Here is a 16,624-nt window from a genome sequence, read left to right as displayed (position 1 = left end):
GTTTTCTGACTGCCGGCTGAGGGGCCGGACTGAGGGTCGGCGTGTGTCCGTGAGGGCCCGTGCGGGCGGCGGATCTGGTTTGCCGGTTGTTTCCTCGTGCGCACTTCTCCCGTCATGTGGAAGTTACGAAACGGGACCGTTGCGTATCGGAATGTCTTGCGATACGGTGTCGTTGCGAAACTCAGACGTATCGAAATTAAGGATGTTTCCATGGACCCGAACGAAGGGCATCCACGGCGCTGGGGGATCCTCGGAGTGCTGGTGTTCAGCCTCCTGGCGGTCGTGCTGGACAACACGATCCTCAACGTGGCGATGAAGACCATCTCCGACCCCCATGTCGGATTGGGCGCGACGCAGAGCCAGCTCGAATGGGCGATCAATTCCTACACGCTGGTGTTCGCCGGTTTGTTGTTCACCTTCGGCGTGATCGGTGACCGTACGGGTCGCAAGCGCATGTTGTTCATCGGCATGGCGCTGTTCGGCCTGGCCTCGCTGGCCAGCGCCTACTCCCAGGACCCGACGCAGCTGATCTTCGCCAGGGCGGCGATGGGCATCGGCGGCGCGGCGATCATGCCGGCCACGTTGGCGATCATCTCCAACGTGTTCCCGCCCGGCGAGCGCGGCAAGGCGATCGGCATCTGGGCCGGTGGCGTGGGGCTTGCGGTGGCGATCGGCCCGATCACCGGCGGCCTGCTGATCGAGCACTTCTGGTGGGGCTCGGTCTTCCTGGTCAACGTGCCGATCGTGGTGATCAGCATGGTGCTCATCGGCGTCTTCGTGCCCGAGTCGCGGGACCCGAAGCCGTCCAAACTCGACCCGGTGGGCGTGCTGCTGTCGATCATCGGCCTGGTGGCCCTGGTCTACGGCATCATCCGCGGCGGCGACCTGGCCACCCTGGTCGACGCCGAAGTGATCGTCCCGACGGTGGTCGGCGTGCTGGTGCTGGGCGTGTTCGTGTGGTGGGAGCGCCGCATCGACAACCCGGTGTTCGACGTGCGCAACTTCAGCAACGTACGGTTCAGCTCGGCCATCGGCATGATGGGCATCGTCTTCTTCGCGATGATGGGCGGGATGTTCTTCCTGACCTTCTACCTGCAGATCGTGCTGGGCTTCAGCCCGATCCAGGCGGGGGCCCTGATGATCCCGTTCGCCGCCGCGCAGCTCATCTTCGCGCCGCTCAGCCAGCGGGTGCACCAGATCTTCGGCGCCAAGCTGTCGGCCACGGTCAGCATGCTCGTGGTGACGGCGGCCCTGGGCAGCTACGCCCTGATGGACGTGGACACGCCCGTGGTGCTGATCGAGATCATCTTCTTCGTCCAGGGCGCGGCGATGGCCAACATCATGCCGCCCGCGACCACCGCCATCATGGAGGCGCTGCCCAGGGAGAAGGCCGGTGTGGGCTCGGCCATGAGCAACACCGTCCGCCAGGTCTCCGGCGCGCTGGGCGTGGCCGTGCTCGGCTCGGTGTTGTCGAGCAGCTACCGCGGCGAGATCGCCTCGGCGCTGCCGGCGGGCGCACCGCACGCCGCCGGTGAGTCGATCATGGCGACGATGGGCTTCGCCGGGAGGCTCGGCGAGCAGGGCCAGGCGCTGGTCAAGTCCGCCTTCACCGCCTTCGTCGACGGCATGCACGTCACGGCGATCGTGTCGGCCGTGATCGCCCTGGTGGGCGTCGCGGTGGTGGCCAAGTGGATGCCGGGGAAGGCGCGTCCGGTCCAGCAGGCGGAACAGAAGGAACCAGCGGTAGTGTGAGGCCGCGATGACGATCCAGGATTCAGGGACTGCCCGCCCGGCGGGCCGTCCGCGCAGCGAGAAGGCCGAGAAGGCGATCATCGACGCGACCCTCGACCTGATCGGCGAGGGCATGGGGGTGTCGGAGCTGTCGATCGAGGCCATCGCGTCGCGGGCGGGCGTCGGCAAGACCACGATCTACCGGCGCTGGTCCAACAAGGAGGATCTGGTCGTCGACGCGCTCTCCACGTTGAAGGCGCCGCTTCCGCCGCTGTCCGGCATCTCCGTACGCGACGACCTGATCTCCCTGCTCGACGCGATGCGCAAGGAGGCGGGGCAGGCCCGTACCCGCTGCGTGATGAACATCGCGCTGGGCGAGGCCGATCGTTACCCGCGGCTGATGGAACGCTTCGTGAAGCGGGCCGTCGAGCCGCGCAGGCAGGCGCTGCGCTCGGTGATCGAGCGCGGTGTCGCCAACGGCGAGCTCAGGTCCGACCTCGACGTCGACCTGGCGATGGCGCTGTTCTCGGGTGCCATGATGTGGCACACGAAGTGGGGCCCGCCCGGCGACCTGCCGCTCGACCTGGCCGAACGGGTGGTCGACACGGTCCTGCTCGGGCTGGCCGGAGAGCGCGCCACGTCCTGAGACGTCCTGACTCCCACGGAGGCGCGCACCGAGGCGCCTCCGTGAGTCGTCGGCCCCGCGGCGCAGGGGCCGTCCGTACGAGCCTCAGGCGGCCTGTTCAGAAGGTGAGCCTTGTTCTAATCTCGCGCCATGCCCCCCATGCGAAGAATCGCGATCCTCGGCGTGCTCACCTTCGGCCTGCTGTTACCCGGCGGCGCCGCGCTGGCCCACGAGGAACGTCCGGTGACGTTGCCGGACGGGACCGGGACGGTGCCGGCGCTACGGACGGGCGAACCCGACCTGCTCGTCTGCAAGGACGACAAAGCCGACTTTGAGCGTCGAATCGCGAATTTTCCGGCGGAGCTGCGACAGCGCAATCTCGACCTTTTCGCGAAATGTCAGCAGCAAGGGGTAAGGAACTTACAGGACGCGGTCGATCGCGTTCAGCGGCCGGGGATGACGATCGCCATCCTGCCCGGACTCTACCGGGAGGAACCCAGCCAGGCCGCCCCCACCGGCGCCTGCGCCAGGCTGCCCGCCCGCTGGTCGAGCTGGGGCTACCAGATCCTCACCTTCGAGCAGCAACTGCAGTGCCCGCACAACCAGAACCTGGTCGCCGTCCTCGGCAAGAAGGACCTCCAGATCGAGGGCACCGGCGCCGGCCCGCTGGACGTCATCGTCGACGCCGAGTACCGCAAGCTCAACGCCATCCGCGCCGACCGCACCGACGGCGTCTACTTCCGGAACTTCACCGCCCAGCGCACCACGTTCAACTCCCTGTACGTGCTGGAGACCGACGGCTTCGTCATCGACCGCGTGCTCACCCGCTGGAACGACGAGTACGGTTTCCTCACCTTCGCCAGTGACCACGGCCTCTACACCGACTGCGAGGCGTACGGGAACGGCGACGGCGGCCTGTACCCCGGCAGCGCCTCCAACCTCAACGACGGCCGCGGCCACGACGTGCCCAGGTACGCCATCGAGATCCGCCGCTGCAAGAGCCACGACAACGCGCTCGGCTACTCGGGCACCGCGGGCGACTCCATGTGGGTGCACGACAACGAGTTCTACGACAACATGGTCGGCGCCACGATGGACAGCCTCTGGCCCGGCCACCCCGGCCTGCCGCAGAACCACGCCAAGTTCGAGAACAACAAGATCTACGACAACAACCGCTACACCCGGGACGGCACCTGCGCCAGACCTCCGGCCGAGCGCGGTTACGAGCACGGCGTGGTCTGCTCCCAGGTGGGCGTGCCGCCGGGCACGGGCATCCTGGTCGCGGGCGGCAACTACAACGTCTTCAGGAACAACCGCGTCTGGGGGCACCGGCGGGCGGCGTTCCAGCTCTTCGGGGTGCCCGCGTTCATCAGGGGCGAGAACGACCTGGCCAAGCAGGCCGACACCTCGAACCACAACCGCTACGAGGGCAACGTGTTCGGCGTCGGCCCGGCGGGGGAGCGGCGGCCCAACGGCCTGGACGTGTGGTGGGACGGCCAGGGCACGGGCAACTGCTGGCAGGGCGACGCGGGCCGCTCGACGCCCGCCGCGCTGCCCGTCTGCGCCGCCCGCGCGCCGGAGTTGTCCGCCGGGACGAGCCGCGTGCTGGCCGAGCCCGTCAAGCTGGCCAAGCTCTACCTGTGCGCCGACTTCAGCGCGGCAGAGGCACGGCTGCCCGCCGGTTGCGACTGGTTCGGCGAGTCCGGGCTCGGCAAGGTGGAGGCCCAGCTCGCCCTCGGCGGTTCGGTGGTGCTCGCGCTGTTCGCGGTGCTGTTCTGGCGGCGGTCGGGCGCGACCGTACGGCTCCACAAGGGCGGACGCGGGGCCGGGCCGTCGGCCAACGGGGTGGCCCCGGCGGTGACGTACGTCAGCGCCCGCAGGCACGCGCTCATCGTGGCCGGGGCGCTCGGCGGGCTGGCGGGGCTGACGATGGACGTGGTGGCCGCGACCGAGGACAGCACGCTGCTCGCGGCCCTCGCGCTGCTGCTCATGGCCGACTGGTGGTTGTGCCTGGGCGTGGCGCTGCGGCCGAGGCGGCCGGCGTTCGGCTGGCTCACGATCGTGCTCGGGCTGCTGGCCTGCGTGGACGCCTTCGACCGGGTGGTGTACTCGGTGCCGTTCGTCCCGGTGGGGCCGGGGTGGGTGCGCGGGCTGCTGACCGGGGTGTGGGTGTTGTGCGCGGTGGTCGTGCTGGCGCCGCGGCGCGGCCGTACGGAGGACGCGCCCGCCGCCGGGGCACGGGCGTGAGGAGGGCGGCCTGGGCGGCGGCGGCCGTGCTCCTGGCGGGCTGCGGACCGCTGTCGGACACCCATCACGTGCCGGGCAACAGCCACCAGGTGGCCACGTCCGCGCCGGACGGGCAGGCCGTCGCCGTCATCACCGTCGCGGGCGGCCGGGTGAGCCCGCCGTCCGGCTGGCTGGAGGTCGCCCAGGGGCGGCCGGTCAGCATCACGGTCACCAGCGACGTGGCCGACGAACTGCACGTGCACGGCTACGACATCGAGGCCGAGCTGCGGCCCGGCGTGCCGGAGACCGTGCGCTTCACGGCGGACCTGACCGGCGTGTTCGAGGTGGAGACGCACCGGAGCCGGCTCGTGCTGACCCAGGTGGCGGTGCGATGACGTACCTGCTCGCGCACGGGGTCGGCGGCCGGAGCGACCTGCCGATCCCGCTGTTCTACGCCTACGCCGGGGCGTTCGCGGCGCTGGTGGTGTCGTTCCTGGCGCTCGGCCTGCTCTGGGCGGACTCGCGTTTCCGGGGGGACCGGGCCGGGACGGTGATCGCGCTGCGCCTGCCCGCGCGGCCGGCGCGGGTGCTGACGCTGCTGGTCGCGGGCTACACGCTGGGCCTGCTCGCGGTCGGCCCCGAGGAGGGGAACGCCGGGCCGTACCTGGTCTACGTGTTGTTCTGGGTGGGGCTGGTGCCCGCCTCACTGCTGTTCGGGCCGGTGTGGCGGGGGCTGAACCCGTTCCGGCTGCTGCCCGACCGGCCGCGCCGGCCGCTCCCGGCGCGGCTCGGCTACCGGCCCGCCGCGGCGGGCCTGCTCGCCTTCACCTGGATGGAGCTGGTCGCGCCAGAGCCCGCCGCCCCCGCCACCCTGCTGCTCTTCTTCGCCCTGTACGGCGCCGCCCAGCTCGCCGGCACCACCGTGTACGGCCACGCCTGGCTGGAACGCGGCGACCCGTTCGAGGTGTACTCGACCCTGATCGGCCAGCTCTCACCCGTCGGCAGGCGTGCCGACGGCACCCGCGTGCTGCGCAACCCCTTCGACGGCCTGGACGCCGTCGTGCCCGCCCCCGGCCTGGTCGCGACCGTGTGCGTGCTGCTGGGCAGCACCGGCTACGACGGCTTCTCCTCCGCCCCCGCCTGGGTGGACGCCCTCCAGTCGGGCCCGCTGGGCCGCACCGGCCTGGGCACGATCGGCCTGCTGACCGCCGTCACCGGCGTGGCGCTGTTGTACGCCGCCTGCCTGGGCGCGGCCGGGCTGATCGGCGGCACCCGCGGCCTGGCCCCCCGCTTCGCCCACTCGCTGGTGCCGATCGCGGTCGGCTACCTGGTCGCCCACTACTTCTCGTTGCTGGTCGTCGAGGGCCGGCGCGCGGTCATCCTGGCGCTGGGCCTGGACGCCCGGGTGGACCAGAACGCCGTCTCCCCGGCGACCGTCGCCGTCGTGCAGGTGGCGGCCATCGTGATCGGGCACGTCGTCGGCGTGGTGGCCGCCCACGACCGCTCGGTACGGCTGCTGCCGCCCGCGCGGGCGGTCGCGGGCCAGCTCCCGTTGTTCGTGCTGATGATCTGCTACACGGTCGGCGGGCTGACGCTGCTGTTCGCCGCCTGACCGGCGGGAGCGGCCTCGACCAGGGTGAAGGGCACGGTGGCGGCCACCCGGCCGTTGACGATGACGTCGAGCTCACGCGGCCCCGGCGGCTCGTTGCGGGTGGTGACCGGGCGGAAGGAATGGCTCTTGCGCACCGTGAACGCCGTCCCCTCGGCGGCGGCCTCGCGCCGGCCCAGATGGAACACGCGACGCGAGCCCGCCCGGCGCACGGCGTACTTGAGCAGCAGCGGGCCGGGCGCGCCCGCCGTGACCGTGACGGTGAAGGCCAGGCTGCCGCCGACGGGGACCACGGCCGAGTCGAGGGTGAGGGCGTCGGCCGAGCCGCTGCCCGGCGTGGCGCCCAGCAGTTCGAGCGCCTCGGGATGCCCAGCGCGCAGCAGCCCGCGCGCCGCGTGGCGTACGACGCGCTCGACGTGCGAGCCGCCGCTCCCGACCCAGCGGGCCAGCAGGGCGAGCGCCGCGTCGGGATGGTCTTTGGCCAGGTCGTTGACGTGATTGGCGACCGAGCGGCGGACGTATTCGCTCGGGTCGTCGCGCAGCAGGTCGAGCAGGGGCAGGGTGGGGCCGGGCGCCATCAGCCAGCCGACCCGGCCGGCCCAGGGCAGCCGGGGCCGCGAGCCCTCGGAGGCCAGGCGGCGCAGGTGCTCGTCGGGCGACTCCGCCCAGCTGTACATGATCTTGAGGGCGTCGTCGCGGTGGCGGTCGAGGTAGGGGCGCACGGCGAACTCACCCGTCGAGTACGGCGTGATCGCCGCCAGCGTCGCCATCGCCTCCTCCAGATGGCCGAGACCGTGGACGGCGGTGTGGTCGGTGAGCGGCCAGCCGCTCCACAGGTCGAGCTCCCCGCGCGCGGCGCAGGCGCGGGCCAGCTCGGCGGCCCGCGGGTAGGGCAGCGGGAGGGCGTCGTGGAGGGCGGCGGAGACGTGCCTGACCCGGTCCTTCAGCTCCAGCGGGCCGAGCCCGGCCTCCGCCCGCTCGGCGAAGCGGGCGCGCGGGAACGCGGGCCAGACGGCGGCCAGGCCGTCGGCCAGCACCGACACGGACCGGGCGTTGATCATGTCTTTGAGCGGTTGTGCCACGGGCACCACCCTGCCAGTCGCCACCGACAATCCGCGCGGCCCGCTCCTCGGGGAAGGGGGCAGGGTGGCTCGGCCTGGCTCGTGCCTTGGGGACGGGCGGCTCGGCCTGGCCAGTTGCCTTGGGGACGGGCGGATCAGCCCGTCGTCTCCCGCCAGCGGTTGGTGATCGGGAGGCGGCGGTCCCGGCCGAAGTTCTTCGGCGTGATCTTGGGGCCCGGCGGGTACAGGCGGCGCTTGTACTCGGCCAGGTCGACCAGCCTGATCACGCGCGTGACCAGCGCGGGGTCGTGCCCGGCCGCGATGAGCTCCTGCGAGCCCATGTCCTTCTCCACATAGTCGTCCAGCAGCCGGTCCAGCACCTCGTACGGCGGCAGCGAGTCGGTGTCGCGCTGGTCGGGACGGAGCTCGGCGCTGGGCTCCTTGGTGATCGAGTTCTCCGGGATCGGCCGCTCGGCGGTCATCAGGAAGTCCTCGCGGGTGTGCGCGTTGCGCCACTCGGACAGCGCCCACACCATCGTCTTCGGCACGTCCTTGATCGGCGCGAAGCCGCCGGCGGAGTCGCCGTAGAGGGTGGAGTAGCCGGTCGCCAGCTCGCTCTTGTTGCCGGTGGTCAGCACCAGGTGGCCGTGCTCGTTCGACAGGCCCATGAGGATCATGCCGCGCACCCTGGCCTGGAGGTTCTCGGCGGCCAGGCCGGACAGCTCGATCTCCTTCTCGAACGCCGTGACGATCTGGACGATCGGCACGATGTCGGAGTTGATGCCCTGGCGGGCCACCAGGTCCTCGGCGTCGGCCAGGGAGTGCTCGGAGGAGTAGCGCGAGGGCATGAGCACGACGTTCACCCGGGAGGGGCCGATCGCGTCGGAGGCGATGGCCGCGGTCAGGGCCGAGTCGATGCCGCCCGACAGGCCCAGGATGACCGACCGGAAGCCGTTCTTGGCCACGTAGTCGCGTACGGCCAGCACGAGGGCCGAGTAGATCTCGGCGTGCGGGTCGAGGCGCTCGGCGATGCCGGCGGGCACCGCCTGATAGGGCTCCACGGGGGCCTGCGACAACACCCGGCGCTCGACGGTGATCGTGGTGCCGTCGCCCGCGTCGTAGGGGAACGTCCCGGGCTCGGCCTCGGAGACCGGCAGGTCCAGGTCCACGACCAGGAGCTCCTCGCGGAACTGGCCGGCCCGCGCGACCAGCTCGCCCGAGGCTTCGACGACGATCGAGTCGCCGTCGAAGACCAGCTCGTCCTGGCCGCCGACCTGGTTGACGTAGACGAGCGCGCAGCCGGCCTCGCGCGCCCTGCGGGCGCACAACTCCAGCCGTACGTCGTCCTTCTCCTTCTCGTACGGCGAGGCGTTCGGCACGACCAGCAGCCCGGCGCCCGCCTGGCCGACGACGGCGACGGGGCCCCCGTCCTGCCAGAGGTCCTCGCAGACCGCGATCGCCACGTCCACCCCGTGCAGCCGGACGATCGGCAGCCGGTCGCCGCGCACGAAGTAGCGGTACTCGTCGAACACGCCGTAGTTGGGCAGGTGGTGCTTGGCCGTGCGGACGACGACCTCGCCCTTGTGCAGCAGCGCGGCGGCGTCCAGCGGCGCGCCCTTGGGCTGGCCGACCCTGGGCGCCAGCCCGGCGCGGTCGACATAGCCGACGACCACCGGCAGGTCGCCCAGCCCTTCGCGGTCGAGCCGGCGCGCCACCTCCTCCAGGGTCCTGATGCTGGCGTCCACGAAGGACGTGCGCAGCACCAGGTCCTCGACGGGGTAGCCGGTGAGGAACATCTCGGTGAAGACGACCAGGTGGGCGTCCCGTTCCGCGGCGTCGCGGGTCCACGTGACCAGCCGTTCGGCGTTGGCGGCCAGATCGCCGACGGTCGGATTGGTCTGTGCGAGGGCTATGCGCAGTTGTGCCACGTCATTAGCCTAGTACGACCTGATTTTTATCGTCAAAGCGACGAAAAGTGTCCCTTGTCCCCGGGAGTCACCAGTCCGGACTCGTACGCCGCCATGACGAGCTGCGCCCGGTCGAACAGCCCGAGGTGGTCGAGCAGCGACTTCACCAGCACCGCCACCTCCTCCTCGGGCAGCGCGAGCGTCTGGCCGATCTGCCGGTTCGTCAGCCCGCGCGCGACGAGTTTGAGCACGTCGAGCCGGGCGTCGGAGAGCCCGGCCAGCGCCGGCGGCGAGGCCGGGTCGGTACGGCCGGCGAACGCCGAGATCAGCCGCGTGGTGACCGCCGGGTCGATGAGCGCGTCGCCGGCCGCGGCGGCCCTGATCGCGGCCAGGAACTGCTCGGGGGCCGAGGTCTTCAGCACGAAGCCGCTCACGCCCGCGCGCAGCGCCGCGTACAGGTTCTCGTCGCTGCCGAACGTGGTCATCATGACGACCTTCGGCGGGCGTTCCCCGGCCAGGATCCGGCGGGCGGCGGCCAGGCCGTCCAGGTGCGGCATCTGGATGTCGAGCAGGACGACGTCCGGCCGGTGCTCGCGGACGCCCGCGATGGCCTCCTCGCCGTTGGCCGCCTCGCCGGCCAGCGTCACGCCCTCCTCGGCGCCCAGCATGGCCCGCAGCCCGGCCCGTACGAGCGCCTGGTCGTCGGCCACCAGCACCCGCAGCACCTTCTCCCCGGCCGCGGCGCCGGTCGTGACGCCGGTCGTGACGCCGGTCGTGGTGGTGGCGGACGGCGGGGGCGGCGGCTCCTCCAGCCGCTGGGCCAGCATGTCGGCCTCCAGCCGGCGCAGCCCGGCCGACAGGTCGAGCCCCAGCTCGTCCCGCCACACGGCGCGGGCCCGGCGCAGCGCGGCCAGCGCGTCGCCCTGGCGGCCCATCCGGTACAGGCCGAGGGCCAGCAGCCGCCAGCCCTCCTCGCGCAGGGGATGGGCCGAGGCGTGCGCGTCCAGGTCGGCCACCAGCGAGGTGGCCCGGCCGAGCGCGAGACCCGCGCCGGCGCGCCGCTCGACCGCGATCAGCCGCAGCTCCTCCAGCCTGCCCGCCTCGGTCGCCGCCCAGGTCAGCTCGGCGAACTCGGCCAGCGCCGGCCCGCGCCACAACCCGAGCGCGCTCTCCATGGACGCCCACACCTGCTCCGGCGGGCCCTCCGACTTCACCAGGCTCTCGAACCGCCACGAGTCGACCTGCTCGGTCGCGGCCCGCAGCGCGTAGCCGGGGGCGGCCGAGACCAGCACCTCGGCCTCCTCGCGCGGCGCCCGCCCCGGCTCCAGCGCGCGGCGCAGCCGGGAGACGTAGCCCTGGATGGTGGACAGGGCCTGCGCGGGCGGATCGCCCGGCCACAACTCGTCGATGAGGGTGTGCACGGGCACGGCCCGGCCGCCCGCCACGAGCAGACGGGCGAGCACCGCCCGCTGCCGTTGGCCGCCGAGGTCGAGGGGGACGCCTTCGCTCCAGGCGTGGAACGGTCCCAGTGCGGTGAATGTCAGCATGTCAGGGGTAAGCGTAGAGGGAGAACACGTCAGGGTATATGGCGAATTGTCACAGCGGAAGCTCGGCGTGGACAACCGTGCCACCTCCCGGTCCCGTTCGTACGGCGCAGGTGCCCCCGAGTTCGGCGGCCCGTTCGCGCATCGAGCCCAGCCCGACGCCGGGCCGTACGTCCGGCGGCAGGCCGATCCCGTCGTCGGCGACCGTGACGTACAGGCGGTCGTCGCGGCGCAGCGTCACCGAGATCCGCGTGGCGGCGGCGTGCTTGCGCGCGTTCGTGAGCGCCTCCTGCACGATGCGGTACGCCGCGACCTCGACCGCCGCGGGCAGGCCGGTCAGCTCGCCCGACGTCTCGACCGGCGCACCGGCCAGCTCCTCGATCGCGCCGGCCAGGCCCAGCTCGTCCAGCGCGGGCGGGCGCAGGCCGTAGACGAGCTGCCTGATGTCACCGGTCACGGCGTCCATGCCGGCGCGCAGCCCGGCGAGCAGCCGGTCGGCCTGGTCGGGAGCGCTGTGCATGGTCAGGCGGGCGGCGTTGATCGACATGGCCATGCCGCTCAGCGACTGGCCCAGCCCGTCGTGCAGGTCCCGGCGCAGCCGCCGCCGTTCCTCCTCCCGCGCGGTCAGGATGCGCTCGCGCGAGCGCTGCAACGCCCCCGTCAGCCGTACGGCGTGCGCGGCGTCGGCGATGTACGGCGTCAGCGTGGCGATCACCCGCTCGTCGTGGGCCGCGGGGAACCTGCGCCGGTCCGTCGGCCCGATCAGCAGCAGCCCGACCGGCTCCCCGTGCCAGACCAGGGGGACCGTCCTGGCCGCCGTGCCGAGCACGCCGGACGTGGTCACCGCGCCGTCGGCCTCGACCGCCACGCCGCTCACCGACAGGCCCTCGCGCAGCACGTCGAGCGTGGTCAGCAGGCCGTGCACGGGGTCGGTGTGCTGGAGCCGGTGCCGCAGCCGCCGGGCCAGCGTGCCGGGCACGCCGGTGCTGCCGTACAGCAGGCGGTCCACACCGCGTTGCAGGCCGCGGCGCATCGGCTGGAAGAACGCCCCGGCGAACAGGGCCGCCGGGATCCCGGCGATCCGGTCCACCTCCGACAGGAACACGCTGAGCGCGGCGCTGACGGCCACGTACACGAGGGTGATCACGATGGCCAGGCCGGTGCCCACCAGCGCCCGGCTGATCAGTGTGTCGATGCCGAACAGCCGGTAGCGCAGCACCGCCACGGCGATGGCCGCCGGGATCAGCGGGATGGCCAGCGAGGCCACCCACCAGACGTCCGCGCCGAGCATCCAGGGCACCAGCAGGCCGGGCAGCGCCACCAGCAGCCACAGGAGCTGCCGCCGTTCGACCGCGTCGCCGCGCTTGAAACGGACGACGAGCGAGGCGAAGGCCAGCACCATGCTCGCCGACAGCGTGCCGTGCCCGGCCTCCCGCAGCTCCGGCCGGCCGGCCAGCAGCCCGGCCCAGTCCAGCGCCTGCCCGGCCACGGCCAGCGCGACCACCGTCCGCCAGCGCCGCGACAGGAGCCGGCCCACCGGGTACAGCAGGGGCAGCAGGACGCCGAGGGTGAGCTCGCAGACGTTCCAGGTCAGGTTGACGACCGGCCAGCGCGGGCCGGGCGAGCCGTCGAGCAGCTGGTAGAGGTTGGCCGACAGGATGTTGGCCGCCGCGCTCACCCCGCCCAGGCACAGCAGCCAGCCGATGACCAGCCGCGGCCTGCTGTGGACCAGGATCGCGCCGAAGACGGGGAAGGCCGTGCCCGCCATGTCCTCGGGCGCGAACGGCAGCGGCGTGTACGGCGACGGCGGCAGCTGCGCGGTCACCCAGATGTCGGCCAGCTCCAGCACGACGGCGAACGTGGCGATCCCGATCGCGACGCGGGGCGTGGCCAGTCTCGTCACCGCCCGGCGCGCCCAGCCTGCGTGGCGCATCCCACCGATTCCTTCCGTGATCGGCAGGAAATTATCGGGAAAATGCCAACATCGGATCAAAATTCTCTCAACGGCGGCGGATTCCGTGGTCCGCCCCGGTCCGCCCCGGGCCGCCCCGGTCCGCCCCGGGCCCGCCGCCAACCCGGCCCGCGTCACCGCGCCCGGGTCACCGCCGTCTGATCGCCGGGCCGAGTGCCAGCATGCCCGCGGCCGACACCAGCGCCACGCCGCCCACGGTGAACCACAACACGTGCGACCCGCGTTCGAGCAGCGGCCCGCCCAGCAGCGGCGCCAGCATCGCGGCCAGCGACCAGGCGAACCCGAACAACCCCGAGTACCGCCCCCGCAGGTGCTCGGGAGCCAGCGCGGCGACGATCGTGCCGGAGAAGCCCGCGACGATGATCTCGCCCACGGTCCACACGGCGATCGTGACGGCCAGCCAGAACGTGTTCGTGACGAAGGCCGTCATCGCGAACCCGGCCCCCATGATCGCCAGGCCGAGCGCGAACGTGCGGGAGGCGTCCCGGCGGCCGAGCCAGCCGGAGACCAGGGGCTGCACGATGACGATCAGCACCCCGTTCAGCGCCATGGCCAGGCCGAACTGGGCGGGCGTCAGCTTCACCACCGCGGTCATCGCGACCGGCAGCATGGTCATGGTCTGCAGGTAGACCAGCGCGTTGCCGAGCACGACCAGCGTGAAGGCCACCATCAGCCGGTCGCGCAGCACCACGCCGAACCCGCCGCCCGACTCGCGCGCCGGCGGCCTGGTCTCGGGCACCGCCCGCCACACCAGTACGGCGAAGATCACACAGGAGACCGCGTCGATCCAGAACAGCCAGACGAACCCGACCCCGGCCAGCCAGCCGCCGCTCGTCATGCCGACCGCGTACCCGAGGTTGATCGCCCAGAACAGCAACCCGTACGCGCGGGGCCGCTCCGACGGGGACACCAGGTCGGCCACCAGGGCGTTGGACGCCGGCCGGTAGATGTCGATCACCAGGCCGAGCACGAACATGGAGGCGACGATCGCCGGCAGCGAGGTGCTGTAGCCCAGCGCCAGCATGGTGGCGGCGGTGGCCAGCATGCCGCCCGACAGCGTCACCCGGCGGCCCACGCGGTCGGTCAGCACGCCCGCGAGCAACTGTGACACCAGCGAGCCTGCGCCGTAGACGCCCATGATCAGGCCGACGGCGGTCACCGACATGCCGCGGGCCTGGGTCAGGTAGACGCCGGTGAACGGCATGACCATGGTGCCCAGCCGGTTGACGAGGGTGCCGCTCCACAGGGCCCAGAAGGGGCGCGGCAGGCCGCCGATCTGTGAGCGGAGGAAAGAGGGCTTCTCAACAGTGGTGCTCGACACGGATACAGAGTCGGGCTTCCGTTTTGGAGTCGCCAACGATTTAGCCCACACTAAAACCATGGCCGTCACGTGGGTGCTGAAGCCGGAGGACATGGCGCGGATCCGGTTCGCGTTCTCGCCTCTGTGGGAGCTGGTCGCGAGCCTGCGCACCCTCCAGGACCCCGCCAGGCAGTCGCTCCACCTGCCGTGGATCAAGGCCGTCCGGCCCCGGCTGCCCGGCCTCGACCTGGACGAGCTGTTCGCGCTGGTGCCGGCGAGCGGCTACCTGGCCGACTTCATCACGCCGCCGCCGCGGACGCCGCTGCCCGACTTCGCCGCCGAGCTGGACCAGGTCCGGCGCACGCCGCCCGAGCGCGCGGCCGAGGAGGCCGCGAAGATCGCGGGCACCGACCGGACGGTGCTCGACCGGTTCACGGCCGATCCGGCGGCGGGGGTGGCCCGGGTCGCCGACGCGCTGGAGACGTACTGGCGGGAGTGCTTCGCCGAGTTCTGGCCCCGCGTCTACGGGCTGCTCGAACGCGACGTGCTGCGCCGGTCGCGCCAGCTCACCCAGGGCGGGGCCAGCGAACTGTTCGCCGGGCTCGGCCCCGCCGTCGAGTGGACGGGGGAGCGGCTGCTCATCGACCGGCCCTGGTGCGACGCGGGCGGGCTGCACGGCGACGGGCTGGTGCTGGTGCCGAGCGCGTTCTACTGGCCGTCGGTGGCCGTGATGGCGGCGCCGTACCAGTCGATGCTCGTCTACCCGGTGCTCGGCGTGGGCACGCTGTGGGAGCAGGGGCCGCCGCCCGCGCCCGGCGCGCTGGCCGCGCTCATCGGGCGCAGCCGGGCGCAGATCCTGCTCGCGCTGGCCGAGCCGAGCACCACCTCGGCGCTGGCCACCCGGATGTCGCTCACCCCGGGCGCGGTCAGCCAGCACCTCGGGGTGCTCAGCGACGGCGGGCTGACGGTGGGCCTGCGGCTCGGCAAGCAGGTCGTCTACCGGCGTACGGCCGCGGGCGACATGCTCGCCGCCACCGCCGCCTGACCACACCCCTTTCCGGCCGGGCCCCTGTCGGAGCTGGGGCCCGCGCCGCGTCCGGGGTCCGTCGCGTCAGGTGTAGCGGGACGTCTCCAGGAGCCAGTCCAGGTGGGCGCGCGGCGCGGCCAGGTAGGCGCAGGCGACCTTGCTGACGTCCCGGGCCGCCTTGGGCGGCAGGTCGTCGAGCGGCAGCAGCCTGGCCGCCCGGTTCATGTCCTGGCAGCGGTCGGCGATCCGGTCGAGCACCCACGCCACGGCCTCGCGCTCGCCCAGCCCGAGCTGACGGACCGCCAGTACGACCAGGTTGTGCACGTCGCCGCGCTCCTTGGGCCGCGAGGCCACGTCGTTGCACCAGGCGGTGACGTCGTTGCAGGCGTCCACCAGCTCCCGCCACGGCTGGCACTCGACCATCCAGGCCGGCACCTCGACCCGCAGGCACGGCTCCACCAGGTCGTACAGGTACGGCCCCACCGTGCCCCTGCGCAGCGCCGGGTACTCCTCCAGCGTCGGCATGCGCCCGGCCGCCCGGTTGTCGGCCTCGGTACGGCACGCGTCGGCCTGGCGGCGCAGGTTGACCGCGAAGCGGGCCCGCCACTGGTCGCTCATACGCGCGCTGGTCACCCGCCACAGGTCGGCGAAGGCCGCCTCCAGCGGATGCCGGGCCGCGCCCTTGAGCATGCCGTGGAAGATGTCCAGCGGGCACGACCCCTCGTCGAGCTCGTCGTCGAGGTGGAACAGCCAGGTCAGCCACTGCGCGAACAGCGCGGCGGCGGCCGCATCGAACTCGGCGAAGGCGCGCCCGGCCATCCGGTGGAAGCCCACCCCGGCGTCGGCGCGCAGCCCCGTGCGCCTGGCCCAGTCGATGACCGCGGCCTCGATCGCGTACACGGCCGGGTGCATGCGGCACGGCGCCGCCATCGCCGGCACCCGCTCGACCAGCGGCAACAGCGCCAGCGCGGGCGAGCCGCCCTTGCGCGGCAGCGGCAACATCGGCTTCCAGTGCAGGACCGAGCGGAGCGCGGTGCGTACCGTGGCGAACACGGTGGTGCTCACGGCGGTGTTCACAGCGGCCCGTAGAGCCAGTTGCCCGCGGCGTTCGGGTCTGAGCTGCGGTAGAAGTCCTCGGCCGCGATGATCAGCTCCTCGACGGTGAGCGTCCCTCTGCCCTCCCTGTCGAGCCGGTCGAACGCCTCGTCCACGTCGTCGTAGGCGGTGCCGAACGCGCTCAGCATCGTACGGAACTCGCCCGGCCGGATCAGGCCGTCGCCGTCGCCGTCGCAGAGCTGGGCCACCGCCACCGTCGCGGGCCGGAACACCGGCTCGTAGTGCTCGCCGATGACGAACGCGGCCGCCATGCCGTCGCGGAAGTCCGCCCGCGCGATGCCCGCGTCGCCGTCGCGTTCGAGCGTGCCGGCCAGCGTCGACCAGATGCCGTCGAAGCTGCCGACGAGCCGGCTGCCGGTGACCGAGGTGGGGGACTCCCCGAAGCCCACCAGCAGACGGGCGCCCAGCCCCAGCAGGTCCTCCCTCTCCACGACACCGTTGCCGTTCGCGTCGATGTGGTCGAACGCCCGATCGAGCTTGTGATTGAGCAGGTCGATAGCCACCAA

Annotated in this window: 13 protein-coding genes; 6 read left to right on the top strand and 7 right to left on the bottom strand. The window is 72.4% G+C overall.

The window, feature by feature from the left end:
- The first annotated feature begins 210 nt into the window (after nucleotides 1-210).
- The 5 genes from IEZ27_RS17115 to IEZ27_RS17095 all read left to right on the top strand — a co-directional run bounded on the left by IEZ27_RS17115 (nucleotide 211) and on the right by IEZ27_RS17095 (nucleotide 6,194).
- Entirely contained in the window at nucleotides 211-1,752 is a 1,542-nt protein-coding gene (locus tag IEZ27_RS17115) for an MFS transporter (RefSeq protein ID WP_189648100.1), read from the top strand.
- Between the two features lie 7 nt (nucleotides 1,753-1,759).
- Nucleotides 1,760-2,377: a TetR/AcrR family transcriptional regulator gene (locus IEZ27_RS17110; RefSeq protein WP_189648099.1), complete on the top strand. Its 618-nt coding sequence runs from the start codon at nucleotides 1,760-1,762 to the stop codon at nucleotides 2,375-2,377.
- A gap of 138 nt (nucleotides 2,378-2,515) precedes the next feature.
- Nucleotides 2,516-4,603, top strand: a complete 2,088-nt coding sequence (locus IEZ27_RS17105) for a right-handed parallel beta-helix repeat-containing protein (RefSeq protein ID WP_229824062.1) — start codon at nucleotides 2,516-2,518, stop codon at nucleotides 4,601-4,603.
- Complete coding sequence (locus tag IEZ27_RS17100) at nucleotides 4,600-4,977, top strand: cupredoxin domain-containing protein (RefSeq protein WP_189648097.1); 378 nt, start codon at nucleotides 4,600-4,602, stop codon at nucleotides 4,975-4,977. The genes IEZ27_RS17105 and IEZ27_RS17100 overlap by 4 nt, the downstream gene beginning before the upstream one ends.
- Complete coding sequence (locus IEZ27_RS17095; RefSeq protein WP_189648096.1) at nucleotides 4,974-6,194, top strand: hypothetical protein; 1,221 nt, start codon at nucleotides 4,974-4,976, stop codon at nucleotides 6,192-6,194. Before IEZ27_RS17100 ends, IEZ27_RS17095 begins: the two co-directional genes overlap by 4 nt.
- On the opposite strand, the gene IEZ27_RS17090 is transcribed toward IEZ27_RS17095, so the two are convergent.
- From IEZ27_RS17090 to IEZ27_RS17070, 5 genes are all read right to left on the bottom strand, one after another.
- Nucleotides 6,155-7,273: a DNA alkylation repair protein gene (locus tag IEZ27_RS17090; RefSeq protein ID WP_189648095.1), complete on the bottom strand. Its 1,119-nt coding sequence runs from the start codon at nucleotides 7,271-7,273 to the stop codon at nucleotides 6,155-6,157. The genes IEZ27_RS17095 and IEZ27_RS17090 overlap by 40 nt on opposite strands.
- A gap of 134 nt (nucleotides 7,274-7,407) precedes the next feature.
- A complete protein-coding gene (locus IEZ27_RS17085; protein WP_189648094.1) occupies nucleotides 7,408-9,180 on the bottom strand; it encodes an NAD+ synthase in 1,773 nt (590 codons plus the stop codon).
- A 32-nt stretch (nucleotides 9,181-9,212) separates the two neighbouring features.
- Nucleotides 9,213-10,706, bottom strand: coding sequence for a BTAD domain-containing putative transcriptional regulator (locus tag IEZ27_RS55275; protein WP_189648093.1), 1,494 nt, complete (start codon nucleotides 10,704-10,706; stop codon nucleotides 9,213-9,215).
- 49 nt (nucleotides 10,707-10,755) lie between these two features.
- Nucleotides 10,756-12,636 (bottom strand): sensor histidine kinase, encoded by a 1,881-nt coding sequence (locus IEZ27_RS17075; RefSeq protein ID WP_189648092.1) that lies wholly within the window; start codon nucleotides 12,634-12,636, stop codon nucleotides 10,756-10,758.
- A gap of 166 nt (nucleotides 12,637-12,802) precedes the next feature.
- On the bottom strand, nucleotides 12,803-13,996 hold the full coding sequence (locus IEZ27_RS17070) for an MDR family MFS transporter (protein WP_229824061.1): 1,194 nt from the start codon (nucleotides 13,994-13,996) through the stop codon (nucleotides 12,803-12,805).
- Nucleotides 13,997-14,054: 58 nt separating this feature from the next.
- Between IEZ27_RS17070 and IEZ27_RS17065 the strand changes: the two genes are divergently transcribed.
- Nucleotides 14,055-15,020, top strand: a complete 966-nt coding sequence (locus IEZ27_RS17065) for a DUF5937 family protein (RefSeq protein ID WP_189648090.1) — start codon at nucleotides 14,055-14,057, stop codon at nucleotides 15,018-15,020.
- A 66-nt stretch (nucleotides 15,021-15,086) separates the two neighbouring features.
- Here the strand turns inward: IEZ27_RS17065 and IEZ27_RS17060 are convergent, their stop codons facing one another.
- Both IEZ27_RS17060 and IEZ27_RS17055 read right to left on the bottom strand, forming a co-directional pair.
- Nucleotides 15,087-16,067 (bottom strand): terpene synthase family protein, encoded by a 981-nt coding sequence (locus IEZ27_RS17060; RefSeq protein ID WP_229824060.1) that lies wholly within the window; start codon nucleotides 16,065-16,067, stop codon nucleotides 15,087-15,089.
- A gap of 8 nt (nucleotides 16,068-16,075) precedes the next feature.
- Nucleotides 16,076-16,621 carry an EF-hand domain-containing protein gene (locus IEZ27_RS17055; RefSeq protein ID WP_125630879.1) on the bottom strand — a complete coding sequence of 182 codons (546 nt, stop codon included), beginning with the start codon at nucleotides 16,619-16,621 and terminating at the stop codon, nucleotides 16,076-16,078.
- Between the last annotated feature and the right edge of the window lie 3 nt (nucleotides 16,622-16,624).

It is taken from the genome of Nonomuraea spiralis, from assembly GCF_014648435.1.
Classification (GTDB): domain Bacteria; phylum Actinomycetota; class Actinomycetes; order Streptosporangiales; family Streptosporangiaceae; genus Nonomuraea; species Nonomuraea spiralis.
Note: the sequence above shows the minus strand (reverse complement) of the source record. Positions and strands in the feature narration are given on the sequence as shown.

Bases quoted from the DNA above. Each gene is read 5' to 3' on its own strand.
- IEZ27_RS17115 (WP_189648100.1), top strand. From the start codon at position 211: ATGGACCCGAACGAAGGGCATCCACGGCGCTGGGGGATCCTCGGAGTG.
- IEZ27_RS17110 (WP_189648099.1), top strand. From the start codon at position 1,760: ATGACGATCCAGGATTCAGGGACTGCCCGCCCGGCGGGCCGTCCGCGC.
- IEZ27_RS17105 (WP_229824062.1), top strand. From the start codon at position 2,516: ATGCGAAGAATCGCGATCCTCGGCGTGCTCACCTTCGGCCTGCTGTTA.
- IEZ27_RS17095 (WP_189648096.1), top strand. From the start codon at position 4,974: ATGACGTACCTGCTCGCGCACGGGGTCGGCGGCCGGAGCGACCTGCCG.
- IEZ27_RS55275 (WP_189648093.1), bottom strand. From the start codon at position 10,706: ATGCTGACATTCACCGCACTGGGACCGTTCCACGCCTGGAGCGAAGGC.
- IEZ27_RS17075 (WP_189648092.1), bottom strand. From the start codon at position 12,636: ATGCGCCACGCAGGCTGGGCGCGCCGGGCGGTGACGAGACTGGCCACG.
- IEZ27_RS17065 (WP_189648090.1), top strand. From the start codon at position 14,055: ATGGCCGTCACGTGGGTGCTGAAGCCGGAGGACATGGCGCGGATCCGG.